Origin of the sequence: Streptomyces sp. NPDC090994 (genome assembly GCF_044768905.1) — a bacterium.
Lineage (GTDB): Bacteria > Actinomycetota > Actinomycetes > Streptomycetales > Streptomycetaceae > Streptomyces.
In genome coordinates this window covers 110140-133304 of sequence record NZ_JBIVWS010000002.1, presented here as the reverse complement: position 1 = coordinate 133304, position 23165 = coordinate 110140, and the positions used below count along the sequence as shown (strand labels likewise).

Annotated in this window: 24 protein-coding genes; 8 read left to right on the top strand and 16 right to left on the bottom strand. The window is 74.9% G+C overall.

Going from position 1 to position 23165, the window contains the following annotated elements; genetic code table 11:
- Positions 1–13: 13 nt before the first annotated feature.
- The 4 genes from ACIQR3_RS05115 to ACIQR3_RS05100 are packed head-to-tail and all read right to left on the bottom strand — an operon-like array spanning position 14 to position 3306.
- Complete coding sequence (locus ACIQR3_RS05115) at positions 14–970, bottom strand: GlxA family transcriptional regulator (RefSeq protein WP_403534295.1); 957 nt, start codon at positions 968–970, stop codon at positions 14–16.
- A 9-nt stretch (positions 971–979) separates the two neighbouring features.
- Complete coding sequence (locus ACIQR3_RS05110) at positions 980–1216, bottom strand: non-oxidative hydroxyarylic acid decarboxylases subunit D (RefSeq protein ID WP_215166414.1); 237 nt, start codon at positions 1214–1216, stop codon at positions 980–982.
- Between the two features lie 52 nt (positions 1217–1268).
- Positions 1269–2693 (bottom strand): non-oxidative hydroxyarylic acid decarboxylases subunit C, encoded by a 1425-nt coding sequence (locus ACIQR3_RS05105; protein WP_403534292.1) that lies wholly within the window; start codon positions 2691–2693, stop codon positions 1269–1271.
- Positions 2694–2724: 31 nt separating this feature from the next.
- On the bottom strand, positions 2725–3306 hold the full coding sequence (locus ACIQR3_RS05100; protein WP_403534290.1) for a non-oxidative hydroxyarylic acid decarboxylases subunit B: 582 nt from the start codon (positions 3304–3306) through the stop codon (positions 2725–2727).
- Between the two features lie 120 nt (positions 3307–3426).
- Here ACIQR3_RS05100 and ACIQR3_RS05095 point away from each other — a divergent pair, with 120 nt between their 5' ends.
- The gene (locus tag ACIQR3_RS05095; RefSeq protein WP_403534287.1) at positions 3427–4302 is read left to right on the top strand and encodes a helix-turn-helix domain-containing protein; all 876 of its coding nucleotides are present in this window, start codon (positions 3427–3429) and stop codon (positions 4300–4302) included.
- Positions 4303–4315: 13 nt separating this feature from the next.
- On the opposite strand, the gene ACIQR3_RS05090 is transcribed toward ACIQR3_RS05095, so the two are convergent.
- The 5 genes from ACIQR3_RS05090 to manD form a co-directional block, all read right to left on the bottom strand.
- Positions 4316–5302 carry a sugar kinase gene (locus ACIQR3_RS05090; RefSeq protein WP_403534285.1) on the bottom strand — a complete coding sequence of 329 codons (987 nt, stop codon included), beginning with the start codon at positions 5300–5302 and terminating at the stop codon, positions 4316–4318.
- Positions 5303–5334: 32 nt separating this feature from the next.
- Positions 5335–6411, bottom strand: a complete 1077-nt coding sequence (locus ACIQR3_RS05085) for an L-idonate 5-dehydrogenase (RefSeq protein WP_403534282.1) — start codon at positions 6409–6411, stop codon at positions 5335–5337.
- Entirely contained in the window at positions 6408–7802 is a 1395-nt protein-coding gene (locus tag ACIQR3_RS05080) for an MFS transporter (RefSeq protein ID WP_403534280.1), read from the bottom strand. The genes ACIQR3_RS05085 and ACIQR3_RS05080 overlap by 4 nt, the downstream gene beginning before the upstream one ends.
- Positions 7803–7872: 70 nt before the next feature.
- Positions 7873–9318 carry a mannitol dehydrogenase family protein gene (locus ACIQR3_RS05075; protein WP_403534277.1) on the bottom strand — a complete coding sequence of 482 codons (1446 nt, stop codon included), beginning with the start codon at positions 9316–9318 and terminating at the stop codon, positions 7873–7875.
- A 5-nt stretch (positions 9319–9323) separates the two neighbouring features.
- Complete coding sequence (gene manD / locus ACIQR3_RS05070; protein WP_403534274.1) at positions 9324–10544, bottom strand: D-mannonate dehydratase ManD; 1221 nt, start codon at positions 10542–10544, stop codon at positions 9324–9326.
- 79 nt (positions 10545–10623) lie between these two features.
- On the opposite strand from manD, the gene ACIQR3_RS05065 reads away from it, so the two are divergent.
- Entirely contained in the window at positions 10624–11337 is a 714-nt protein-coding gene (locus ACIQR3_RS05065; protein WP_403534272.1) for a GntR family transcriptional regulator, read from the top strand.
- 281 nt (positions 11338–11618) lie between these two features.
- Here ACIQR3_RS05065 and ACIQR3_RS05060 read toward each other — a convergent pair whose 3' ends face one another.
- The 6 genes from ACIQR3_RS05060 to ACIQR3_RS05035 form a co-directional block, all read right to left on the bottom strand.
- Complete coding sequence (locus ACIQR3_RS05060) at positions 11619–12047, bottom strand: hypothetical protein (protein ID WP_403534269.1); 429 nt, start codon at positions 12045–12047, stop codon at positions 11619–11621.
- Positions 12031–12519 (bottom strand): RNA polymerase sigma factor, encoded by a 489-nt coding sequence (locus ACIQR3_RS05055; RefSeq protein WP_403534268.1) that lies wholly within the window; start codon positions 12517–12519, stop codon positions 12031–12033. Before ACIQR3_RS05055 ends, ACIQR3_RS05060 begins: the two co-directional genes overlap by 17 nt.
- A gap of 28 nt (positions 12520–12547) precedes the next feature.
- Positions 12548–13180: a class F sortase gene (locus ACIQR3_RS05050; protein WP_403534265.1), complete on the bottom strand. Its 633-nt coding sequence runs from the start codon at positions 13178–13180 to the stop codon at positions 12548–12550.
- Positions 13177–13575, bottom strand: coding sequence for a sortase-dependent protein (locus tag ACIQR3_RS05045; protein WP_403534263.1), 399 nt, complete (start codon positions 13573–13575; stop codon positions 13177–13179). The genes ACIQR3_RS05050 and ACIQR3_RS05045 overlap by 4 nt, the downstream gene beginning before the upstream one ends.
- A gap of 123 nt (positions 13576–13698) precedes the next feature.
- The gene (locus ACIQR3_RS05040) at positions 13699–14358 is read right to left on the bottom strand and encodes a response regulator transcription factor (RefSeq protein WP_215166426.1); all 660 of its coding nucleotides are present in this window, start codon (positions 14356–14358) and stop codon (positions 13699–13701) included.
- Positions 14359–14379: 21 nt separating this feature from the next.
- Positions 14380–15645, bottom strand: a complete 1266-nt coding sequence (locus ACIQR3_RS05035) for a sensor histidine kinase (RefSeq protein WP_403534260.1) — start codon at positions 15643–15645, stop codon at positions 14380–14382.
- 162 nt (positions 15646–15807) lie between these two features.
- Between ACIQR3_RS05035 and ACIQR3_RS05030 the strand changes: the two genes are divergently transcribed.
- The 3 genes from ACIQR3_RS05030 to ACIQR3_RS05020 are packed head-to-tail and all read left to right on the top strand — an operon-like array spanning position 15808 to position 19376.
- The gene (locus ACIQR3_RS05030) at positions 15808–16083 is read left to right on the top strand and encodes a hypothetical protein (RefSeq protein WP_403534257.1); all 276 of its coding nucleotides are present in this window, start codon (positions 15808–15810) and stop codon (positions 16081–16083) included.
- A complete protein-coding gene (locus ACIQR3_RS05025) occupies positions 16080–16832 on the top strand; it encodes an ABC transporter ATP-binding protein (protein ID WP_403534254.1) in 753 nt (250 codons plus the stop codon). The genes ACIQR3_RS05030 and ACIQR3_RS05025 overlap by 4 nt, the downstream gene beginning before the upstream one ends.
- A 3-nt stretch (positions 16833–16835) precedes the next feature.
- The gene (locus ACIQR3_RS05020; protein ID WP_403534252.1) at positions 16836–19376 is read left to right on the top strand and encodes an FtsX-like permease family protein; all 2541 of its coding nucleotides are present in this window, start codon (positions 16836–16838) and stop codon (positions 19374–19376) included.
- A gap of 221 nt (positions 19377–19597) precedes the next feature.
- Here ACIQR3_RS05020 and ACIQR3_RS05015 read toward each other — a convergent pair whose 3' ends face one another.
- Positions 19598–20485: a LysR family transcriptional regulator gene (locus ACIQR3_RS05015; protein WP_403534249.1), complete on the bottom strand. Its 888-nt coding sequence runs from the start codon at positions 20483–20485 to the stop codon at positions 19598–19600.
- Positions 20486–20568: 83 nt separating this feature from the next.
- Between ACIQR3_RS05015 and ACIQR3_RS05010 the strand changes: the two genes are divergently transcribed.
- Genes ACIQR3_RS05010 through ACIQR3_RS05000 form a run of 3 tightly spaced genes read left to right on the top strand, consistent with a single transcriptional unit; the run spans position 20569 to position 23110 of the window.
- The gene (locus ACIQR3_RS05010; RefSeq protein WP_403534246.1) at positions 20569–21774 is read left to right on the top strand and encodes a thiolase family protein; all 1206 of its coding nucleotides are present in this window, start codon (positions 20569–20571) and stop codon (positions 21772–21774) included.
- Positions 21771–22439 (top strand): 3-oxoacid CoA-transferase subunit A, encoded by a 669-nt coding sequence (locus ACIQR3_RS05005; RefSeq protein ID WP_403534243.1) that lies wholly within the window; start codon positions 21771–21773, stop codon positions 22437–22439. Before ACIQR3_RS05010 ends, ACIQR3_RS05005 begins: the two co-directional genes overlap by 4 nt.
- Complete coding sequence (locus tag ACIQR3_RS05000) at positions 22436–23110, top strand: 3-oxoacid CoA-transferase subunit B (protein WP_403534240.1); 675 nt, start codon at positions 22436–22438, stop codon at positions 23108–23110. The genes ACIQR3_RS05005 and ACIQR3_RS05000 overlap by 4 nt, the downstream gene beginning before the upstream one ends.
- Positions 23111–23165: the final 55 nt, after the last annotated feature.

Genomic DNA, 23165 nt, shown 5'->3' with positions numbered 1-23165 from the left:
GCGGCCGGCCGGGTCACTCGCCCCTGGTGAAGGTGCGCCGGTACTCGCTGGGCGTGGTGCCCAGGACCCGCTGGAAGTGCAGCCGCAGATTGGTGCCGGTGCCCAGTCCGACGTCGGCCGCGATCTGCTCGACGCTGCGCTGGGAGCGCTCCAGCAGTTCACGGGCCAGGTCGAGGCGGGCCCGCATCACCCACTGCATCGGCGTGTACCCGGTGTCCTCGGCGAACCGCCGGGAGAACGTGCGCGGCGACACCGCCGCGTGCCGGGCGAGTGTCTCCAGGGTGAGGGGTTCGCCGAGCCGGTGCAGCGCCCACTCCCGGGTGGCGGCGAACCGCTCGCCGAGCGGCTCGGGCACACTGCGCGGCACGTACTGCGCCTGCCCGCCGCTGCGGTAGGGAGCCGCCACCAGCCGCCGGGCAGCGTGGTTGGACGCGGCGACCCCGAGGTCGCCGCGGAGTATGTGCAGGCACAGGTCGATCCCGGAGGCGGCGCCCGCCGACGTCAGCACGCTGCCCTCGTCGACGAAGAGGACGTTCTCGTCGACCCGGACCCGCGGGTACCTGGCCGCCAGCGCCCGCGCGTAGTGCCAGTGGGTGGTGGCACGCCTGCCGTCCAGCAGCCCGGTGGCGGCGAGGGCGAAGGCACCCGTGGAGATGGCGGCGAGCCGCGCGCCCCGCTCGTGCGCCGCGACCAGCGCCTCGACGACCGCCTCCGGCGGGTCCTCCCGGTCCGGGAACCGGTACCCGGGGACGAAGACGGTCTCCGCCCAGGCGAGCGCGTCGAGGCCGTCGGCGACGTGGTACGACAGTCCCTCGCCGCCGGAGACGAGACCGGGCCGCGCGCCGCACACCCGTACCTCGTACGGCATGCTCGCGCGGGTCGCGAACACCTGGGCGGGGATGCCGACGTCGAGCGGCTTCGCGCCCTCCAGGACCAGGACGGCCACGCGGCGCAGACGGGAAGCTGACACGGGGACAGATTATGCGGACCCGAGCAGCGGCGGGACGGCCGGCACCTCCGACGCCGAGGCGATGTCCTCGGCGGTCAGCCGGAACCGCTCGGGGTAGGCGTCGCGGCTGGTGCGGCGGGCGGGTTCGGTGGTGCGCCACATGTACAGGCAGCGGGCGCACTGGAGCACCTGCCAGACACCGGGCACGGGGGAGTGCGCGACGGTACGCACGGTCCGGTCGGCGCAGCGGGGGCAGAGGTCGGACATCAGAGGGTGTTCCTTTCCAAGGAGTTGTCCAGGGAGCTGTCCAGGGAGTCGCTCAGCGGGTGGCGAGCAGGGTGCGCAGCCGCGCGGTCCACTCGGCGGTCTCGGGCAGGTCCTTGACGGGCGTGCTGAAGTTGCCGCGGACGTCGGGGGCGACCGGGGTCGTCGCGTCGATGATCATCTTGCTGGTGACACCGGCCGGCTGGGAGGCGGGGGCCAGCTCCACCACCGACAGGTTCGGCAGGACGAGCACGTCCTCCTTCGGGTTCACCTTGGCGGACTGGGCCCACATCACCTGCGGCAGGTCGAACGGGTCGACGTCCTCGTCGACCAGGATGACCTGGGAGACGTAACCGAGGCCGTGCGGTGTGGTCATGGCGCGCATGCCGACCGCCTTGGCGAAACCGCCGTACCGCTTGGCCGTGGAGATGATCACCAGCAGGCCGTGGGTGTACATGGCGTTGACGGCGCGCACCTCCGGGAACTCGGCGCGCAGCTGCTTCAGCAGCGGCACGCTGGTGTTGGGGCCGACGAGGTAGTCGCACTCGGTCCAGGGCATGCCCAGGTAGAGGGACTCGAAGACGGGCCGGGTGCGGTACGAGATCCGCTCGATCCGGATGACGGGCATGCGCCGGCCGCCCGAGTAGTGCCCGGTGAACTCGCCGAAGGGGCCCTCGATCTGCCGTACCCGGGACTCGACGACGCCCTCGATCACGACCTCGGCGCCCCAGGGGACGTCCAGGCCGGTGTGCGGGGCGGTGGCGATGGGCATCGGCGCGCCGCGCAGGGCGCCGGCCATCTCGTACTCGGACTGGTCGTAGCGCAGCGGCATGCCGGCGACGATCGGGATCACCGGGTCGTTGCCGAGGGTGATCGCGACCGGGAGGTCCTCGCCGCGCTCCTCGGCGGTGCGCAGGTGCTGGGCGATGTCGTGCACGGGCACCGGCTGGAGCGCGAGCCGGTCGCGGCCGATGACCTCCATCCGGTACGTGCCCAGGTTCTGCTTGCCGAAGTGGTCCGGGTCGGCGGGGTCGCGGGAGACCACGGCGGCCTTGTCGAGGTAGAAGCCGCCGTCGCCGTCGTTGAGGCGGAACAGCGGCAGCACGTCGAACAGGTCGACGTCGTCACCGGTGACGGTGTTCTCCGTCCAGGGCGCGTCCGCGCGCCGCTCCGGGGCGATGGGGAACGCGTCCCAGCGGCGGGCGAACTCCTCGACCTGCTCGCGCGGGGAGGTCTCCTTCGGCAGGCCGAGGGCGAGGGCGTGGTTGCGCCAGGAGCCGTGCACGTTCATCGCGATCCGGGCGTCGGTGAAGCCCTTGACCCGGTCGAACCACAGGGCCGGCGCCCCCTCGCCGATCCGGCCCGCGGCGTTGGCCGCCGCCGCGATGTCGGGCTCGGGCAGGACCTCGTCCGTGACCCGCAGCAGCTGTCCCTCCTTCTCCAGCGTGTCGAGGAACGAGCGCAGGTCGTCGTAGGGCATGGGGGTTCTCTCCTCGTGTGGGGCGGTGGGGTCAGGACGCGCCGCGGGCCGCGCGCAGGCCGGTCCAGCGGCGGGCGCCGGCGGCGGGCAGGTCCAGCTGGTCCAGGACGCGGGAGACGATGTGCTCCACGACGTCGTCGACCGTCTCCGGGTGGTTGTAGAAGGCGGGCACGGGCGGCACGATGCGGACCCCCATGCGGGCCAGCGCCAGCATGTTCTCCAGGTGGATCTCGCTGAGCGGCGTCTCGCGGGGGACCAGCACCAGCGGCCGGCGCTCCTTCAGCGTCACGTCCGCCGCCCGGCCCACCAGGCCGTCCGCGTAACCGGCGCGGATGCCGGCCAGTGTCTTCATCGAGCACGGGATCACGACCATGCCGTCCGTCCGGAACGAACCGGAGGAGATGGTGGCGCCCTGGTCCTCGGGCCGATGTGCCACGTCGGCCAGCTCGGCCACCTCCCGCATGGTGCGGCCGGTCTCCAGCTCGACGGTGGCCCGCGCCCAGCGGCTGGCGACGAAGTGGGTCTCCACGTCCGGCAGTTCGGCGAGGCGCTCCAGCAGCCGCACCCCGAAGGGCGCGCCGGTGGCCCCCGTCATCGCCACGATCACCCGCACGGCACACCTGTTCCTTTTCGGTCAGCTCCCGGTCCGTTCTCCGTCCACGCTAGGAGCCGCCACTGGCCCGGGGCGGTATGCTGAGGACAGCTGATGGGGAAAAACGGACAGGTGCGCGGTATGGCTTCCACGATCACCGACGTGGCGTACCGGCCCGCGCTGAGCGCGCCGATCGGCATGGACGTCGTCGACTTCGCGGAGCTGCGGGCCCGCGGCCGGCGCCGCGGCATCGACCTGTCCAGCCCGCAGCGCCCGGACTTCCACCACCTCATCCACGTCCACCCGGACTCCGCGCCGCTGCCGCACACCGTGGACTTCACCCGGTACGTCGTCCCGGCCGGCGGCTGGCTGTGGGTGCGGCCCGGCCAGGTCCACCAGTACGGCGCCGGACCCGAGGGGCCCTGGGCGGTCGCGACCGGGGACATCGTGATCTGGCGCCCCGGCTTCGTCCCCGACGACCCCCCGGACACGGCGGGCCCCGTCGTCCCGGCGGGCCCGCACGCCCGGTCGGTGGACCTCGCCCGCCGCCACCTGGTCGCCGAGTACGCGGACGTGGGCACGATGCCCCTGGAGGCGCACAACAAGGCGCTGCGGATGCTGCTGACGGTCCTGCTGCTGCGGCTGGCCCACGCCGCGCCGCCGGAGACCGCCGGCGGCGGGACGGCCGGCGACGGGCCCTTCCCTCGCTTCCGGGCCGCCGTGGAACGGGACTTCACCCGCACCCACCGCGTCGCCGACTACGCCGCCGCCCTCGGCTACAGCGTGCGCACCCTCACCCGTGCCGTCCACGCCGCCACCGGCACGACCGCCAAGGCGTACCTCGACGCCCGCATCGTGCTGGAGGCCAAACGCCTGCTGGTGCACACCGACCGGACCGCCGCCGACGTCGCCCGCCACCTCGGCTTCGCCGACCCCAGCGACTTCGGCGCGTTCTTCCGCCGGCACGACGGGCGCACCCCGCTGGAGTTCCGGGCGGCGGCCCGGGGGACGGCCTGACCCCCCGCGGGGGTCAGCGCGGTGGCAGGGCCGCCCAGGCGTCGTCGTCCAGCGCGAGGAACTCCTCCGTCTCCGCGCGCGACGGCATCACCGGCACGTCGTCCCGGGTACGCAGGGCCGCCGCGGCGGCGAGGTGCCCCAGCCGCAGCCGGGAGCGCTCGTCGCGGCCGTCCAGGACGCCGGAGAGGTAACCGGCCGCGAACGCGTCGCCCGCGCCGACCGGTTCGACCACCTTGACCGGCAGCGACGGCACGAACGTCCGGACACCCCCGGCGTACGAGGTGGCACCGTGCTCCGCGTCCTTGACCACCACGGCCGGCGCCGGCCCGAGCAGCGCGGCCACGTCCTGCGCGCGGGGCGTGTCCCACAGCCCCTCGGCCTCGTCCCGGCCCACGAACACCAGGTCGGCGGCGCGGGCGAGGGCCAGCAACCGGGGCGCCGCCTCGTCCCGGCCGCCGCGCCACAGGGCGGGACGGTGGTTGACGTCGAAGGAGACGACCGGGCCCGTACCGGTGACCCGGTCCACGAGCAGCGCGTCGAGCAGCCGGGCGCAGCCGTCCGAGAGCGCCGCGGTGATGCCCGTCAGGTGTGTCAGCCGGGCCCGGCGCAGCAGCGGCAGCCGGGCCAGCTCCGGGCCCATGCCCGCGGCGGCCGACTCCCGGCGGTAGTAGTGCGTACGGGTGCCGTCCGGCCCCGGGTCCTTGAAGTAGACGCCGGTCGGCCGGTCCGGGTCGGTCTCGACCGCGCCCACGTCGACGCCGCGCGCGGTGAGTTCGGCGCGGACCCGGCGCCCGAACGGGTCGTCGCCCAGCCGGCTGAGCCAGGCGGCCCGGTGGCCGAGCCCGGCCAGCGCGCAGGCGACGTTGGACTCGGCGCCGCCGATGCCCAGCCTGAGCCGCGCCTGCTCGGCGAGCGGCCGGTCGTCCGACGGGCCGAGGACGGCCATCGTCTCGCCGACGCACACGACGTCGGGGGCGGGCGGCGGGGTGGGCAGGGCCACGGGAACCTCCTGGGGATCGGTGTCGCGCGGGCTCACGCGCCGGACAGACGCAGCATGACCTTGCTGCTGCCGCTGCCCGGGTCCGCGGCGGCCGACAGCGCTTCCTCGGCCCGGTCCAGCGGGAACCGGTGGGTGATCAGCGGGCGTACGTCCACGCCGTCCCGCAGGGCGAGCAGCGCGTCGTCGATCTCCTCGACGAAACGGTACGAGCCCGTCCAGGTGATCTCGCGGGTCACCAGGTCACCGAGGACGGCGCTGACCGCCGTGCCGGGCAGGTTGCCGACCTGGACCAGGGTGCCGCCCCGGGCGGTGGCCCGCAGCACCGCGCCGAGCGCCGCCGGGGCGCCGGACGCCTCGAAGACGACCTCCACGTCCTCGGGCAGCACCTCGCCGCGGGAGAGGTCACGGGTCTCGGCGGCACCCATCGCACGGGCTACGGCGAGGGCGTCCGCCGACAGGTCGGCGGCGATCACGGTGTCCGCGCCGCGGTGCCGGGCGGCGGCCACCACCAGGGAGCCGATCGGCCCGGCGCCGTTCACCAGGACCGTCCGGCCGCGCAGATCCGGTACCCGGCCGACCGCGTGCAGGGCCACCGCCAGCGGTTCGGCGAGCGCGCCCTGTTCGGTGTCCACGCCGTCCGGCAGCGGCCTGACCTGGTCGGCGTCGACCACCCGGTACTCGCTGAACCCGCCGTCGGTGTGCGGGGTGAACGCCGCCGAACCGAAGTAGCGGACGTGCGGGTAGAGGTTGGTGCGGCCGGCGATCCGGTCCGGCAGGACGCCGTCGCCGACCAGCCGGGCCGGGTGCACGGTCACCGGCAGCCCCTCGGCCAGGCCGGTGACGCCCGGGCCGAGCGCGGCGATCCGGCCGGCGACCTCGTGCCCGAGCACCAGCGGATGGGCGAGCGCGGCCGTGCCGGACGCGCCCTTCTTCCAGTACGCGATGTCGGAGCCGCAGATCCCGCCCCACTCCAGGGCCAGCAGCACCTGACCGGCGCCCGGCACCGGGCGGGGCCGCGCGTCGACCCGTACGTCACCGGGGCCGTGCACCACGACCGCCCGCATGGTGCGCCCCTCGGTGGCGGCGCGTTCTTCGGTCACGGCGGTCATACGGCATCCTCCAGGCGGACCAGGTCGCGTCCGCGGGTCTCGGGCGCGAGGTACGCGCTGACGAAGGTGATGAGCGAGTAGACGACGAGCATCGCGGCGATGGGCCACCAACTGCCGGTGACGGCCGTCAGGGTGGCGGCGAGGACGGGACCGATCGCGGTGGCGAGGATGCCGCCGATCTCCTTGGCGAGGGCCAGCTGCGTGAACCGGGTGCGGGCGCCGAAGAGTTCGGCCATCGTCACGCTCTCCAGCGAGAACAGGCCCAGCACACCGACGTTGAGGCCGAGCACCATGCCGATCATCACCCCGGGCGTCGAGCCGGACGTGATCAGCAGCATCACCGGGAAGGCGATGACGGCGGTGAGCAGCGTCAGCGCCAGGTAGACCACCCGGCGTCCGAGCCGGTCGCCGAGCAGCCCGACCAGCGGCACGGTGGCGAAGCCGAGCAGCGAGCCGTACACGATCGCGTCGGTGGGCACGGACCGGCCGACGGCGAGGTTGGTGGCGATGTAGCCGACCAGGAACGTCTGGATCACGCCGGAGTTGCCCGCCTGGCCGAAGCGCAGCCCGAGGGCGAGGAAGAACGCCTTGCCCTTGCGCTGCCGGATACCGGCCGCGAGCACGTTCTCCGTGCCCTCGCCGGTGCCGGCGATCGCGGCCTCCACCTCGTCGCGGGCCAGCGCCACGCCGTCCACCACGTCGGGGCGTTCCTCGAAGACGGGGCTCTCCTTCAGGCCCCGGCGCAGCCAGACGGCGAAGATCATCAGGCCGAAGCTGAGCAGGAACGGCAGCCGCCAGCCCCAGGACAGCAACTGCTCCTCGCTGAGCACGGCGAGCAGCACGGCCCACAGCCCGGAGGCGGCGAGCGTCCCGGAGTTGGTGCCGAGCGACACCAGCGAGGAGATCAGACCGCGCCGCTTGGCCGGGGCGTACTCGGCGAGCAGCACGGTCGCGCCGGCGATCTCGGCGCCCGCGCCGAACCCCTGGACGAGCCGCAGCGCGACCAGCAGGACCGGCGCCATGATGCCGATCGTGGCGTAGGTGGGCAGCACGCCGATCAGGGTGGTCGAGGCGCCCATCAGCAGGATGGTCAGGTACAGGACCTTCTTGCGGCCGATCCGGTCGCCCATCCGCCCGAAGTAGACGGCGCCGGCGAGCCGGGCCACGTAGCCCACGCCGTAGGTGGCCATCGCGGCGATCAGGCCGATGGCGGGGCTGACGTCCGGGAAGAAGAGCTTGTTGAAGACGATCGCGGCGGCCAGCGAGTACAGCTGGAAGTCCATGAACTCCATGGCCGTGCCCAGCCAGCCGGAGACGGCGGCTCTGGCCAGGTCGCCCGTGGTGCGCTCCGCGGGGCGGGTCTGCTCCGCGGCGGTGGCACTGTCCTTCATCGTGAACTCCGTTGTTCGAGGGGACGGGAGCGGTGAAACGGAAGGGGAGGGGAGGTGAGGGGAGGGAGTGTCAGATCTCGACGCGGCCCGCGCGCAGCGCCGGCAGCCGGTCCGCGACGGCCGTGACGAGGGCGGTGTCGTCGGCCAGGTCGGCCGCGCCGACGGCCCGCAGCAGCGCGGCCACCGTCCCGGCGGGCCGGCCCCCGGCCTCCCAGCAGGCGGCGAGCGCCTCGGCCGCGGGGTCGGACCGGCCGGGCGCGCCGGGCCGGGTGCCGTACGCCCAGGCGGCGACGGCGAGGGCGAGGACCGGGGTGTCCGCGCCGGCCGCGCGCAGCTCGCGCAGGGCGGGCAGCCAGCGTTCGGTGATCTTCAGCGAGGCGTCGGAGGCGATCTGCTCCAGCCGGTGGCGCATCGCCGGGTTGCGGAACCGCACGACGAGGTCGTCGGCGTACGCGCCCGCGTCGGGACCGCCCTCCGGCAGGGTCGGGGCGACCTCCGCGCACAGGGCACGGACGAGCCGCTCGCCCCAGTCCGTCGCCATCGCGTCGGCGACGGTCTCGCGGCCGGTGGCCAGGCCCAGGTGGGCCAGGGCCGAGTGGGAGCCGTTCAGCAGCCGCAACTTGGTGAGCTGGTACGGGCTCGCGTCCGGCACGAACAGCGCGCCGTCCCGCTCCCAGGGCGGCCGGGGCGCGGCGAAGGAGTCCTCCAGCACCCACTGGCGGTAGGGCTCGCCGGCCACCGTCAGGGCGTCCGCCAGGCCGAGCGCGGCGCGGGCGGCGGCCCGGTCGGCCTCGCTCGTCGCCGGCACGATCCGGTCGACGACCGTCGAGGGGAAGGCCACCGCCCGGGCCATCCGGTCCAGCACCAGGTCGCGGTCCGGCCAGGCGGAGGCCCGCACGAAGTCGGCCACGACCCGGCCCAGCACGGCGCCGTTGTCCGCCATGTTGTCGCAGGACACGACGGTGACCGGGGGCGCGCCGGCCCGCATCCGGGCGGCCAGTCCGGCGGCCAGCCGGCCCACCACCGTGGTCAGCGGGCCGTCCGGGCCCGCCGCGAGGTCGGCGGCGACCGGCGCCGCCGCCGTGTCGAGCCCGCCCGTCACGGCCGACCGGTGGTACCCCTTCTCGGTCACCGTCAAGGTCACCACCGTCACCTCGGGACAGGCGAGCAGCGCGTCCACGGCGCCGGCGTCCGGGCCCATCGCCAGGGCGCCGACGACCGAACCCACCACCCGGCAGGCGTCCCCGTCGGGACGGCGCTCCACGAGCGAGTAGAGACAGTCCTGCTCGCGCAGGGCGCGCACCGGGCCGGCCGAGCGGGGGGCCACGGCGGTGATGCCCCACGGCTCACCGGACAGCGCGGCGGCGTTCTCGGTGTAGAGCGCCTGGTGCGCCCGGTGGAAGGCGCCGAGCCCGAAGTGCACCACGCGGGGGCGCAGCCCGGCCGGGTCCACGGCGGGCCGCAGCCCCGGCGCCAGCCGGGACAGCGCCGCACGGTCCAGACGGGGAGGTGTCACGGCGCTCACCAGTCGTGCACCGAGCCGTCGAGGCGGCGCGCCACGGGCAGATAACGCCGCTGGTACGGGAAGCGCCCGGCCGCCTTCTCGTCGTACTCGACGCCGAGGCCGGGAGCGTCCGACGGGTTGAGGTACCCGTCGGCGAAGGTGACACCGCTGCGGAACACCTCGAAGGTCTCCTCCGCGTGCCCCATGTACTCCTGGATGCCGAAGTTCGGCACCGTCACGTCCAGGTGCACGGCGGCGGCCATGGAGACGGGGGAGAGGTCCGTCGCGCCGTGCGAGCCGGTCCGTACGTGGTACAGGGCCGCCAGGTCGAAGATCCGCCGCAGATGGGTGATGCCGCCCGCGTGCACGACGGTCGTGCGTACGTAGTCGACGAGCTGCTCGGTGATGAGGTGCTGGACGTCCCAGACCGAGTTCATCACCTCGCCGACCGCGATCGGCGTGGTGGTGTGCTGCCGGATGAGCCGGAACGCCTCCTGGTTCTCCGCCGGGGTCGGGTCCTCCATCCAGAACAGCCGGCACGCCTCGACGCTCTTGCCGAACCGGGCCGCCTCGATGGGGGTCAGGCGGTGGTGCACGTCGTGCAGCAGGTGGAAGCCGAAGCCGAACCGCTCCCGGACCGCTTCCAGGTAGGCGGGCGCGAAACCGAGGTACGCCTCCGTGTCCCAGGGCTGCTCCTCCGGCAGGTCGGTCGCGGCCGGCTCGTAGATCGTGCCCTTGCGCACCCCGTACGTGCCGCCGACGTCCGGCACGGCGGCCTGCGCCCGCACCGCCTTGTAGCCCAGCTCCAGGTGGCGCTGCACGTCGTCCAGGAGGGAGGGGACGTCGGTGCCGCTGGCGTGCGAGTAGACCAGGACGCCGTCGCGGGACCGGCCGCCGAGGAGCTGGTACACGGGCAGGCCCGCGACCTTGCCCTTGATGTCCCACAGTGCCGTGTCGACGGCCGACACCGCCGTCATCGTCACCGGACCGCGACGCCAGTACGCGCCCTTGTAGAGGTACTGCCACATGTCCTCGATGCGGGCCGGGTCCCGGCCGATGAGCAGCGGCACCACGTGGTCGCGCAGATAGGCGGCGACGGCCAGTTCCCGGCCGTTGAGCGTGGCGTCGCCCAGCCCGGTCACCCCGTCGCTGGTGGTGATGCGCAGCGTGACGAACGTGCGCCCCGGGGAGGAGACGAACACCTCGGCCCGCTCGATTGTGCTCACTTGCGGCTCCATCCTGTCGTGCAGAGCTTGTATACAAGCATCTGTCGCGCAGGGGTGCAATACCCTTTCCGCAGGTACGTAGGATGGGCCCATGCCTCAATCGAACGGGCGGCGGACCAGTCGGCGCGACATCTACCTGAAGCTGCGTCAGATGGTCCTGACCCTGGAACTCGCCCCGGGCGCCGCCCTGTCGGAGAACGAGCTGGCCGCGTCGCTGGGGGTCAGCAGGACTCCGGTGCGGGAGAGCCTGATCCTGCTCGGCCAGGAAGGGCTGGTGCAGGTGTTCCCGAAGATCGGGTCCTTCGTGTCGCGGGTGGACCCGGCACAGGTCGCCGACGCCCAGTTCCTGCGCGAGGCCGTGGAACTCGCCTCCCTGGAGGACCTGCCCGAACGGCTCGACGCGGGGATCGTCGCGGAGCTGCGGGACAACCTGGAGCGCCAGCGTGCCACCGGCCTCGGCCGGGAGGAGTTCTTCGCCCTGGACGAGGCGTTCCACCAGGCCCTGCTGCGGCTGAGCGGCCACGGCAACGCGTGGACCACCGTCGCCGCCGCCAAGGGTCACCTGGACCGGGCGCGCCGGCTCGGCCTGCACGGGCACGAGTCCCCGGCCGTCTTCGCCGACCAGCACCAGGAGATCTTCGCGGCGGTCGAGAGCGGTGACGTGCCGCTGGCCCGCTCGCGCATGCGCGACCACCTGCGGGCCGTCTTCAACGACATCGAACGCATCCGCGCCCACGCGCCCGAGCTGTTCGCCTCCGGCTCCTCGACGGTTCCGGTGCGGCGCAGCGTGGTGGTCTGGGAGTAGGGCCTGTCGTTCGGATCACGCCGCAGACGCGGGGCCCGTACGCGCTCCCTTACTGCCTGAACGGCGTGGGGACCCCCAGCGGCGTTGTCGTCGGTTGTCGACTCCCCCGGACTCGGCTGCGCTCGCGCGGAGGACCCCCAGCGCGTTGCCGCCCTCCTCCGCCTCGCAGCCGCACGCACCAGGCCCCGCTCACCGGCATGGACAAGTCCCCCCGATGTCCTGCGTCCTGATCCGGACGACAGGCCCTGGCCCCGGGCCGCCGGCCGGCTCCGGGGCGCCGGTCACGGCCGTCGGCTCTCGCTCACGGTCGGCGGGGCACTGGCGGTGGGCGAGGCCGACGGTGCCTCGGAGGGGGCGGACGAGGCCCGCCCCGGACCGGAGGGCGTCGGCGTGGGCGGCTCGTCGGTGGCCGGAGGAGAAGGCCACGAGGCCGTCGCGGAGGGCGGCGCCATCGGCACCGTCGGGGACGCGGGCCGCTCGGGCGCCGCCCGCAGGAACGGCAGCGCGACCAGGCCGGCCACGGCGACGGTCAGACCGGCGCCCGCGGCGGTGCGCAGCAGGCGGCGGCGGGACGCGGCGCGGCGGATCTGCTCGTAGCGGCCGGGGGGCGCGGAGAGGTGCCCGGGGGCGGGGCGCAGGACCACCAGGAACGGGTCGTCGGGGCCGGACTCCGGGCCCTCGCCCTCGCCTTCGTCAACGCGTGTGGTCAAGGCTTCTCCTCAGATGGACACGGAGCAGTTCCCGGGCCGCGTGCAGATCGGCCTTGACGGTCCCTTCCTTCCGTCCGGTCAGCGCGGACACCTCCCGGATCGGCATGTCAGCGTAGTAGTGCAGCAGGATCGGCACCCGCAGCCGTTGGGGCAGCGACTGCACCAGCAGGCGTACGGAAGGGTCGTCCTGTTCGGCGTGCGGGCGCACGGCGGCCTCCGTGCCGGCCCGGCGCACGGCCCGGCGCTCGCGCTCCAGTTTCCGCCAGTGGTCCCGGACCAGGTTGGCGGCGGTGACGTAGAGGAAGCCGCGCGGCTCCTCCACCGATGTCCACCGGGCCCAGAGCCGGGTGAACGCCTCGGAGGCGATCTCGTGGGCCGTCTCGTCGTCGACGAGCTGGCGGCACCAGCCGGCCAGGCGCGGGTAGAGGGCGGCGAACAGTTCGGACGCCGCCCTGTCACGGGAGCGTTTCAACGTACTCCAGGGTCGTGGGGGCGAGGGGTCAGCGGCCGGCGGGGACGCGGGCCGCGAAGACGATGACGTTGTCGGCGTAGCCGTCACCGGTACGGGCGCCGCCGCAGGTGATCAGCCGCAGCTCCGGGCGGTCCACGTCCCCGTAGACCTCCTCGGTCGGGAAGTCGGACTTCGCCACCGTGCGCACGGCGGTGACCTGGAACGTGACGGCCGTGCCGTTCTCCAGGCGGGCCACCGCCCGGTCGCCCCGGCGCAGTTCGGCCAGGCGCCGGAAGACCCCGTCACCGTACTCGCCCACGGTGACGTGGCCGAGGACGACGGAGGGGCCGACCTGGCCCGGGGTGGGCGAGTGCTCGTACCAGCCCGCCGGGTCGTGCGCCCTGACCGGCGGCACCCGCACGCTGCCGTCCGGGGCCGGCCCCAGCCGGACGACCGGCGTGTCCACGCCGATCGCCGGGATCCGCAGCCGCACCGGGACCGAACGGGCCACCGCCCGCGCCGGGTCGCCGGGGTGGGCCGACGCGCCGGGGGAGGCGGGCGAGGGCGGCCGCGGCGTGCGGCCGGCCGTACTGGTGCGCAGACCGGTGCCACCGTCGCCGCAGCCCGTGAGCAGCGCGGCCGTCGCCGCGGTCACGAACGCCCGCCTGGAGAACGTGGTCACGCCCCGTTCGCCCGACGGCGGCGGACGACGAGGACCGTCGCGCCGCCCGCGAGGGCCACCGCGGCGGCGCCCCCGCCGACCAGCGCCCCGCCCGGCCCGGACGACGAGGAGGCGGCCGTGCTCACTCCGGTGTCGGCGGCGCCGGACGGGACGACGGAGACCTGCCCCGGGGAGGGGGCCCGCTCCTCGGCGGGCACCGCGCTCGCGGTCGGCGCCTCGGTCGGCGCCTCGGTCGGTTCCTCCGCGGGGGCGGCCGTGCCGGGGGAGGACGGCACCGGGGTCGGCGGCTTGCTCTCGGTGGGAACGGGGCTCGGGGAGGAGGCGAACGCGGGCACGGCGGTCGCCAGGACGGCGGTGCCCGCGAGGGCCAGGGAACTGAGGGTGGTCCGGCGCATCGGTCGCTCTCTTTCGTCGGTCCGCCCGGTCGGCGTGACGGGGCGGCGCGGGAATCGACCGGAGAGACGAGGCAGGAGGAGGACCGGTTGTAAAGAACTGGCAAAGTCGAACGGGTGGTGCCGTCAGCCGCGGCGGCGGGCGTCCTCCAGGTAGCGCAGGACCGCGGCCACCCGCCGGTCGACCTGGTCGGCGGGCGAGAGGTCGAGCTTGGCGAAGATGGAGCGGATGTGCTTGTGCACCGCGCCGTCGGTGACGACCAGCCGGCGCGCGATCGCGGTGTTGCCGAGCCCCTCCGCCATCAGCGCCAGGACCTCCCGTTCGCGGGGGCTGAGCCGTTCCAGCCGGGTGTCCTGACGGGAGCGGGTGAACAACTGGGCGACCACCTCGGGGTCGATGGCGGTGCCGCCGGACGCCACCCGGTGCAGCGCGTCGAGGAACTCCTCGACCCGGCCCACCCGTTCCTTGAGCAGATACCCGAGGCCGGTCACCCCGCCGGTCAGCAACTCGGTGGCGAAGGACTGCTCGACGTACGCGGACAGCACCAGCACCGCGAGTCCCCGGTGGCGCCGCCGGGCCTCGACGGCGGCGCGGATGCCCTCGTCGGTGTGGCTGGGCGGCATCCGCACGTCGAGGATGGCCACGTCCGGCCGGTGCTCGTCGATGGCGTCGAGCACGCCGTCGGGGGTGCCGGCGGTGGCGACCACGTCGAGGGACTCGGCGCGCAGCAGGAGGGCGAGCCCCTCGCGCAGCAACGGGTCGTCCTCGGCAATCACGATGCGCATGTCACGTTCCGCAGTTCGAGTTCACGTTCCGCACGGCAGGTCCACGTCCAGGACCGTGGGGCCGCCCGGCGGGCTGGCCAGGGTGAGCGTACCGTCGTGGGCCGCGACGCGGTCACGGATGCCGGTGAGCCCGGAACCGCCCTGCTCGTCGGCCCCGCCCCGCCCGTCGTCCTCGATCCGCAGGCGCAGCCGGCCGCCCCGGGCGCGGGCGGTGACGGTGGCCGCCCCGGCGCCGCTGTGCTTGGCGACGTTGGTCAGGGCCTCGGCGACCACGAAGTAGGCGGTCGCCTCGACGGAGGCGGCGCACCGCTCGGGCACGTCGACGTCGGTCCGGCAGGGCACCGCGCAGTGCGCGGCCAGCCCGGCCAGCGCGCCCGCCAGCCCCCGGTCGGCCAGCACCGGGGGCAGAATGCCGCGGGCCACGGTGCGCAGTTCGGCCAGGGCCTGTTCGGCGGCCGACTGGGCGCGCTCCAGCAGCTCCCCGGCGCCCTCCGGGTCGCGGGCCACCATGCGGCGGGCGGCACCCAGCAGCACCGTGACGGTGACGATGCGGTTCTGCGTGCCGTCGTGCAACGAACGCTCGATGCGCCGCAGTTCGGTCGCGTGCGCGTCCAGGGCGGCGGCGCGGGTGGCGGTCAGCTCGGCGACCCGCAGCGACAGGTCGGTCTCGGGGCCGGCCGCCAGCAGCAGCCGTCCGGGCGCGGACTGGACGCGGGCCAGGGCGGGGAACAGGCCCAGGATGATGGCGGTCCAGCCCAGCCCCAGCAGGGCCACGGCGGCGGCCTGGGGCCAGGTGTGCGCGGTGCCGACACCCAGGGAGGTGCTGGTGGCGTCCGGGGGCGCCAGCGGCCACAGCAGCGGGAAGACACAGTCCCGGACGGCGGCGATCGGCAGCAGCACCCCGAGCAGCCCCAGGACGAACCCCAGGGTGGCGTGCCGGGCCAGCCAGCGCAGCTCCCGGCGGGTGACGGGATCGGCGAGCGCCGCCCGCAGCCGGACGGGCGGCGGCTCGGGGGCGATCACCTCGGGCCCGCGGCGGCCGAGCCGTGCGCGTTCCCGGCGGGCCAGGGCGTGCAGGGCGCGCGGCACCGGCTGTCCGATCAGCAGGCCCACGCCGAGCGGCGCGGTCACCGCCGCCACCGCCGTCAGCAGCAGCAGGCCGAGGGCGGGTACGGCGGTGCCGAGCCCGCCGGCGAGCTGTGCGATCGCGGCGCGGGCGTCCCTGAGGGCCCGTACCGCGATGTCCTTGAAGCCGGTGGTCCCGGCCGCCGCGTCGCGGGTCGTCATCCGCCCTCCTCCACTGTGTCGCGCACCGACCCTAGGCCGCCCGCGGGGCGACCGTCAGCCGGGGGCCGGAAAGGTACAGCCTGCTGTACCTCCGACCGGGCGGACCGCTGGATCGGCGGCGAGGGGTGCCGGTCCCTAGCGTCGGGGGCAGCAAAGACGGCCGTGGAGACCGGCCGTCACGAACCCCTGGAGGCAGCCGCCATGCCGCACACCGACCCCTACCGGCTGAGCGACGCCGGCGACGGCGACCGTACGGACGGCGTCAGCCGCTCGGACATCGTCCGGACCCTGCTGTGGGCCGTGGTGGTGCTCAGCGCCGTCGCCAACATGGCGGTCTCCTACGGCGACACCCCCGTCGTGGCCAACCTGGCCTGCGGCTTCGTCACCGTGCTCGCCGCCGGCACCCTGGCCGTGCGCGCCCTGCGCGGGCGCCGATGAACACCGCCGTCGCGCCGGACACCGCGCGCACCGCACCCGCCGTCGCGCTGACCGGCGTCGGCAGGACGTACCCCGGCGGCGTACGGGCCCTGGACGACGTGTCGCTGACCGTGGAACGCGGCACGTTCCTCGCCGTGATGGGCCCCTCGGGCTCCGGCAAGAGCACCCTGATGCACTGCGCCGCCGGACTGGACTCCGCCACCTCGGGCAGCGTCCGCGTCGGCGGACGGGAGATCACCGGGCTGACCGAGGCCCGCCGCACCGAACTGCGCCGCGAACACGTCGGCTTCGTCTTCCAGGCGTACAACCTGATCCCGTCGCTCAGCGTCGAGGACAACATCACCCTGCCGCTGCGGCTGGCGGGCCGCGCACCGGACCGTCCCTGGCTGCGCACCCTCGTCGAACGGGTCGGCCTCAGCGACCGGCTCGCGCACCGCCCCGCCGAACTCTCCGGCGGCCAGCAGCAACGCGCCGCGCTGGTACGGGCGCTGGTGGCCCGGCCCGCGGTCGTCTTCGCGGACGAACCGACCGGGGCACTGGACCTGCGCAGCGCCCACCAGGTGCTGGACCTGCTGCGCGACCTCGTCGACGACCTCGGCCAGACGGTGGTGATGGTGACTCACGACCCGGCCGCCGCGGCCCGCGCGCACAGGGCCCTGGTGATGGCCGACGGCCGGGTGGTGGAGTCCCTCGACTCACCGACCGCGCCCGAACTCGCCAAGCTGCTGGTCGCGTTGGGGGAGAGGTAGCCGATGCTGTACCTCGCCCTGCGCACGGCCCGGCACCGGATCACCGCGCTGCTCGCGGTGGCCTGCGCCGTCCTCGGCGGCGCCGTGCTGATCACCGGCACCGGTGTCCTGGCCGACACGGGACTGCGCTCCCGGCTGCCGCCCGGCCGGCTCGGCGGCGCGGACGTCGTGGTCGCCGCCGACCAGGAGCACCACCCGGCGGCGGATCTGCCGATCGCCCTGCCGGAGCGGGCCGCGGTCCCGGCCCGGGTCGGCGACCGCCTGGCCGGACTGCCGGGCGTCACCGCGGTGGTCGGCGACATCACCTTCCCGGCCGCCCTGCTCGACGACACGGGCCGCCCCCTCCCGTCCGCCGCCGACCCGGCCGCCGCGGGCCACGGCTGGTCCTCCACCGAACTGCTGGCCGCACCACGCGTCGAGGGCCGCGCACCGGCCGGCGCGGACGAGATCGCCGTACCGGCGGGGACCGGCCTGAAGCCCGGTGACCGGGTCCGGGCCGTCGTGCACGGCCGGGCCGCCGCGCCCTACCGGGTCACGGCCGTGGTCGACGCCCCGGACGCGGGCGTCTACCTCGCCGACGCCACGGCCGCGCGGCTGGCGGGCCGGGCGGACGGCGGCGACGGACCGCGGGCCGGCACCGTCGACCTGATCGGACTGCGCGCCGAACCCGGCACCGGGGCCTGGCTCGCCTCGGCGGTCCGCAACCGCCTGGCCGGCACCGGTCTGGAGGTCCTCACGGGCGCGGACCGGGGGGAGGCCGTGGAGCCGGGCATCGGCTCGGCCCGCTCCCTGCTCGTCCTGCTCGCCGGTTCGCTCGGCGGCATCGTCCTGCTGATCACCGGGTTCGTCACGGCGGGCGCGCTCGGCCTCGCCGTCGCCGGACAGCGCCGCGACCTGGCGCTGATGCGGGCCGTGGGAGCGACACCGAAGCAGATCCGCCGCCTGGCCGCCGCCCAGTCGACCCTCGTCGCGGCGGTGGCCCTGGTTCCGGGCGTGGCCCTCGGCTACCTGCTGGCGGACGCCTTCCGCGACGTCCTCGTCGACCGCGGCGTCCTGCCCGCCGGCCTGCCGCTGACGCTGAGCCCCTTCCCGGCCCTCGCCACGCTCCTCCTCACCGCCGGCGCGGTGCAGCTCGCTGCGCGCTGCGCGGCCTGGCGCACCTCCCGGATGCCGGCCACCGAGGCGGTCGCGGAGTCCCGCACCGAGCCCCGGGCACCGTCCCGCGTGCGCACCCGGGCCGGCCTGCTGCTGATCCTCGGCGCGAGCGCGCTCTCCACCGTCCCCCTGTTCTCCCGTACCGCGCTCGGCGCCTCGGCCACCTCGATGGCGGGCATCGTCGCCGCGATCGGCCTGGCCCTGGCCGGCCCGGTCCTCGTCCGGGCGGCGGGACGGACGGCGCTGCGGCGGCTGCGCCCCGGGGCGGCGGCCCCGACCTGGCTCGCGCTCTCCAACGTACGCGCCTACGCGCAGCGGCTCTCCGGAGTCGTCAGCCCGCTGGCGATGGGCGTCGTGTTCGTCCTGACCTACACCCTCGCCCAGACCACCGTGCTCGCCGCCGCCTCCGCCGACACCCGCGCCGGCACCCTCGCCCAGTACCGGCTGACCGCGCCCGCCCTGGGCGGCCTCCCGGCGGACACCCTGGCCCGGGTGCGCGCTGTGCCGGGCGTCCGGGCGGCCGAGCCGGTCGGCGCGACCACGGTGGTGTGGCCGTACCGGCTGTTCGGCGAGACGGAGACCGAGGCGTCCTCGGCCATGATCCTCGGCGGGCGGGCGGCGGACGTCCTCGACCTCGGGGTGGAGCAGGGCTCCCTGGACCGGCTCACCGGGGCCACGGTCGCCGTCAGCGGCGAGGTCGCGGGGCAGCGCGACGCGCGGCCGGGCCGGCGGGTGCGGCTGGTGCTGGGCGACGGGGCGCGGGTCACCGCCGAGGTCGTCGCCGTGTACGCGCGCGGGCTCGGCTTCGGCCCCGTGGTCCTCTCCCGGGACCTGGCCGCGGGCCACACCACGGCCGCCCCGGCGGCGCAGAGCGTCCTCGTACGCACCGACGGCACGGCCGCCGCCGGACAGCGGCTGGCCGCGTTCGCCGCCGCCCGCCCCGGCCTCGCCCTGACCGGCACCGGTGCGGACCGCGCCGCCGGGCAGGACACACCGCCCGAGGTGTGGATCAACCTCGTCGTCATCGTCGTCCTCCTCGGCTATCTGCTGCTCAGCATCGCCAACAGGCTGGTCGCCGCCACGGCCCAGCGCCGCACCGAGATCGCCGCGCTCCGCCTGGTCGGCACGGCCCCGCGGCAGATCCTGGCGATGACGCGCCGCGAGTCCGCGATGACGGCCGCAGCCGCCCTCGCCGCGGGCCTGGCCCTCTCCGCGCTCCCCCTCGCCCTCCTCGGCCAGGGGTTCCTCGGCCGCCCCTGGCCGGCCGGCCCGGCCTGGCTGCTGCCGGCGGCCGCGGCGACGGTGGCGCTGACGTCCTTCCTGACGGTGGAACTGCCCACCCGACGAGCACTGCGGACGGCACCGGCGGAGGTGGTACGGGCGGTGTGAGGGGCCTCGGCCGGGGGGAGCTACGGGCGGCGTGAGCGGCGTTGGCCGGGGCGTGGCGGTACGGGCGGTGTGAGGCGTCGGGCGGGCGGGGTGTCCGCGTGGCCGCCCGGCGACGTCAGGAGGACACGGCCGACGCGATCATCCGGCGGCGCGCGGCCGTGCCGTACCGCGAGTCGGCGGCGTACGGCGCCCCCCGCCGCCACGAGCCGGACCCGCCGCTCTCAGCCGCGCACGCACTCCTCGATGACCGAGGCGACCTGCTGCGTCGCCGGCGAGTTGCGGTGCGCGCGACGGGCCAGCACCAGGTCGATCGTCTCCGTCTCGGCGAGCGGCACGTACGTCACGCCGTCGAGCCGCAGGCTCTGCACCGACCGCGGCACGAGCGCGACCCCGTGCCCGGCGGCCACGAGGACGACGAGCGTCGCGGTCTCGCCGACCTCGACGAGGGCCGAGGGCCGGAACCCGGCCCGGTCGCAGGCGGCCAGCACCCGGTCGTACATCGCGGACCGCGGCTGCGAGGGATGGATGACGAACGGCTCGTCCGCCAGCGCCGCCAAGGGGATCTCCCGGCCGGCCGCCAGCGGATGGTGGGCCGGCACCACGGCGACCAGCGGCTCGGCCCGCAGCGGCGTGATGCTCACCCCCTCGGTGCCGGCCGCGCCGGCCCGCGACACGGCGAGGTCGTAGGCGCCGGTGAGCAGGCCCTCCACCAGCTGCGGGGTGAGCAGCTCGCCGCGCAGGTCCAGCGTGATGTGCGGCAGCCGCGACCGCACCATGCGGGCGACCTGGGGCAGGACGTCGTAGGTGGCGGTGCCGATGAAGCCGACGGAGACCCGCCCGGTGTGGCCGCTGGCCAGTTCCGCCATGTGCACGCGGGCGCGCTCGGCCTCGGCGACCAGCGTGCGCGCGTACCCGGTCAGGTGCCGGCCGGCCTCGGTGAGTTCGACGTGCCGGGTGGAGCGGTGGAACAGCGTCGTGCCCAGCTCGTGTTCCAGCTGCTTGATCTGCTGGGACAGGGCGGGCTGGGCGACATGCAGCCGGGCCGCCGCCCGCCCGAAGTGGCACTCCTCCGCGAGCGCGAGGAAGTAGCGGACCTGACGAAGCTCCATACGGACAGCTTATAAGAGAGCCTTATCAATCGATCCGGATTAGGTCTTGGACGCGATGAAGGCCGCGGGCCTAGCGTGAGGACGTGACCGACAGTTACGTGTACGCAGCGGCAAGAACACCCTTCGGACGGTTCTCCGGTGCCCTCGCCGGCGTCCGGCCCGACGACCTCGCGGCGCTGGCCGTGCGAGGCGTCCTGGCCAAGGCTCCGGAGCTGGACCCGGGCGAGATCGGCGACGTCGTCTGGGGCAACGCCAACGGCGCCGGCGAGGACAACCGCAACGTCGGCCGGATGGCCGTCCTGCTGGCCGGGCTGCCCACCTCGGTGCCCGCCACCACGGTCAACCGGCTGTGCGGATCCTCGCTGGACGCGGCGATCATCGCCTCCCGCGCCATCGAGACCGGCGACGCGGACATCGTGCTCACCGGCGGTGTGGAGTCGATGAGCCGGGCCCCCTGGGTCCTGCCCAAGCCCTCCCGCGCGTTCCCCGCCGGGGACGTGACCGCCGTCTCCACCACCCTCGGCTGGCGCCTGGTCAACAAGAACATGCCGAAGGAGTGGACGGTCTCCCTCGGCGAGGCCAACGAGCAGCTCGCCGAGCGGTTCACCATCCCCCGCGAGCGGCAGGACGAGTTCGCCGCCCGGTCCCACCGACTCGCCGACGCCGCCTGGACGGACGGCTTCTACGACGACCTGGTCGTACCGGTCGGGACCGACGCCAAGGGCACCACCCTCACCCGGGACGAGGGCATCCGGCCCGGCTCCACACCCGAGAAGCTCGCCGGGCTCAAGCCGGCCTTCCGGCCCGACGGCGCGATCACGGCGGGCAACGCCTCACCGCTGAGCGACGGCGCCTCGGCCGTCCTGCTCGGCTCGGAGGCCGCCGCGGCCCGCATCGGCTCCGCCCCGCTGGCCCGCGTCGCCGGGCGCGGCGTCTTCGCACTCGATCCGCAGGACTTCGGGTTCGCGCCGGTCGAGGCGGCGAACCGGGCCCTGCAGCGCGCGGGCATCACCTGGTCCGACGTAGCGGCGGTCGAACTCAACGAGGCGTTCGCCGTGCAGTCGCTGGCCTGCGTGGACGCCTGGGGGATCGACCCGGACATCGTCAACACCAAGGGCGGCGCCATCGCGCTCGGCCATCCGCTGGGCGCCTCCGGCGGCCGCATCCTCGGCACCCTCGCCCACCGGCTCACGAGGTCCGGCGAGCGGTGGGGCGTCGCCGCGATCTGTATCGGCGTGGGCCAGGCGCTCGCCGTGGTCCTGGAGAACGTGACGGAGGCCAAGGGATGAGCACGCTCCTGTGCGCCGACGCCGACGAGGCGGTCGCCGGGATCGAGGACGGCTCGACGGTGCTGGTCGGCGGCTTCGGCATGGCCGGCATGCCGGTCGACCTGATCGACGCCCTCATCCGGCAGGGCGCCACCGACCTGACCGTCGTTTCCAACAACGCCGGCAACGGCGACACCGGCCTGGCCGCGCTGCTGGCCAAGGGACGGGTCCGCAAGGTCGTCTGCTCCTTCCCCCGGCAGGCCGACAGCTACGTCTTCGACGAGCTGTACCGGACCGGGAAGATCGAGCTGGAGGTCGTGCCGCAGGGCAACCTCGCCGAGCGGATGCGGGCGGCCGGGGCCGGCATCGGCGCCTTCTACTGCCCCACCGGTGCCGGCACCCTGCTGGCCGAGGGCAAGGAGACCCGCGTCATCGACGGGCGCACCTACGTCCTGGAGTACCCGATCAAGGGCGATGTGGCGCTGATCGGCGCCCACCGGTCCGACCGCATGGGCAACCTCGTCTACCGCAAGACCGCCCGTAACTTCGGACCGGTCATGGCCACCGCCGCGACCACCGTGGTCGCCCAGGTCCGCGAGATAGTCGACACCGGCACCATCGACCCCGAGACCGTGATCACCCCGGGCATCTATGTCGACCGCGTGGTGCAGGAGGCGACCGCATGAGCACCGATTCCCTCGTCACGGACACCGGGCGCGGCCCGCTCGGCAAGCACGACATGGCCGCCCTCGTGGCCCGCGACATCCCCCACGGCGCCTTCGTCAACCTCGGCATCGGCCAGCCGACCCTGGTCGCCGACCACCTGCCGGCCGACTCCGGCGTGGTCCTGCACACCGAGAACGGCATGCTCAACATGGGGCCCGCCGCGCAGGGCGACGAGATCGACCCCGATCTCACCAACGCCGGCAAGGTCCCCGTGACAGAGCTGCCCGGCGCGGCGTACTTCCACCACGCCGACTCCTTCGCCATGATGCGCGGCGGCCACCTGGACATCTGCGTCCTGGGCGCCTTCCAGGTCTCGACCGCCGGTGACCTCGCCAACTGGCACACCGGGGCGCCGGACGCCATACCCGCCGTCGGCGGGGCCATGGACCTGGCGATCGGGGCGAAGAAGGTCTTCGTCATGATGACGCTGTTCACCAAGACCGGCGCGCCCAAGCTGGTCCCCGAGTGCACCTACCCGCTGACCGGGCTGGCCTGCGTCGACCGGGTCTACACCGACCTCGCCGTCTTCGACATCACCGAGCGGGGCGTCTCGGTGCGGGAGACCTTCGGCACCACCGTCGACGAACTCGCCGGCCGCCTGGACCTGCCGCTGCTGCCCGCGGGCGGCTGACGCCCGCCTCCTCCGGTCCCGGCACGGTGACGGGACCGGAGGAGACGGCTGCCCG

Excerpts from the sequence above, each read along its gene's own strand:
- ACIQR3_RS05110 (WP_215166414.1), bottom strand. The coding sequence starts at position 1,216 with ATGTCCGACCTCTGCCCCCGCTGCGCCGACCGGACCGTGCGTACCGTC.
- ACIQR3_RS05105 (WP_403534292.1), bottom strand. The coding sequence starts at position 2,693 with ATGCCCTACGACGACCTGCGCTCGTTCCTCGACACGCTGGAGAAGGAG.
- ACIQR3_RS05095 (WP_403534287.1), top strand. The coding sequence starts at position 3,427 with ATGGCTTCCACGATCACCGACGTGGCGTACCGGCCCGCGCTGAGCGCG.
- ACIQR3_RS05085 (WP_403534282.1), bottom strand. The coding sequence starts at position 6,411 with ATGACCGCCGTGACCGAAGAACGCGCCGCCACCGAGGGGCGCACCATG.
- ACIQR3_RS05080 (WP_403534280.1), bottom strand. The coding sequence starts at position 7,802 with ATGAAGGACAGTGCCACCGCCGCGGAGCAGACCCGCCCCGCGGAGCGC.
- manD (WP_403534274.1), bottom strand. The coding sequence starts at position 10,544 with ATGGAGCCGCAAGTGAGCACAATCGAGCGGGCCGAGGTGTTCGTCTCC.
- ACIQR3_RS05065 (WP_403534272.1), top strand. The coding sequence starts at position 10,624 with ATGCCTCAATCGAACGGGCGGCGGACCAGTCGGCGCGACATCTACCTG.
- ACIQR3_RS05045 (WP_403534263.1), bottom strand. The coding sequence starts at position 13,575 with ATGCGCCGGACCACCCTCAGTTCCCTGGCCCTCGCGGGCACCGCCGTC.
- ACIQR3_RS05040 (WP_215166426.1), bottom strand. The coding sequence starts at position 14,358 with ATGCGCATCGTGATTGCCGAGGACGACCCGTTGCTGCGCGAGGGGCTC.
- ACIQR3_RS05035 (WP_403534260.1), bottom strand. The coding sequence starts at position 15,645 with ATGACGACCCGCGACGCGGCGGCCGGGACCACCGGCTTCAAGGACATC.
- ACIQR3_RS05025 (WP_403534254.1), top strand. The coding sequence starts at position 16,080 with ATGAACACCGCCGTCGCGCCGGACACCGCGCGCACCGCACCCGCCGTC.
- ACIQR3_RS05020 (WP_403534252.1), top strand. The coding sequence starts at position 16,836 with ATGCTGTACCTCGCCCTGCGCACGGCCCGGCACCGGATCACCGCGCTG.
- ACIQR3_RS05015 (WP_403534249.1), bottom strand. The coding sequence starts at position 20,485 with ATGGAGCTTCGTCAGGTCCGCTACTTCCTCGCGCTCGCGGAGGAGTGC.
- ACIQR3_RS05005 (WP_403534243.1), top strand. The coding sequence starts at position 21,771 with ATGAGCACGCTCCTGTGCGCCGACGCCGACGAGGCGGTCGCCGGGATC.
- ACIQR3_RS05000 (WP_403534240.1), top strand. The coding sequence starts at position 22,436 with ATGAGCACCGATTCCCTCGTCACGGACACCGGGCGCGGCCCGCTCGGC.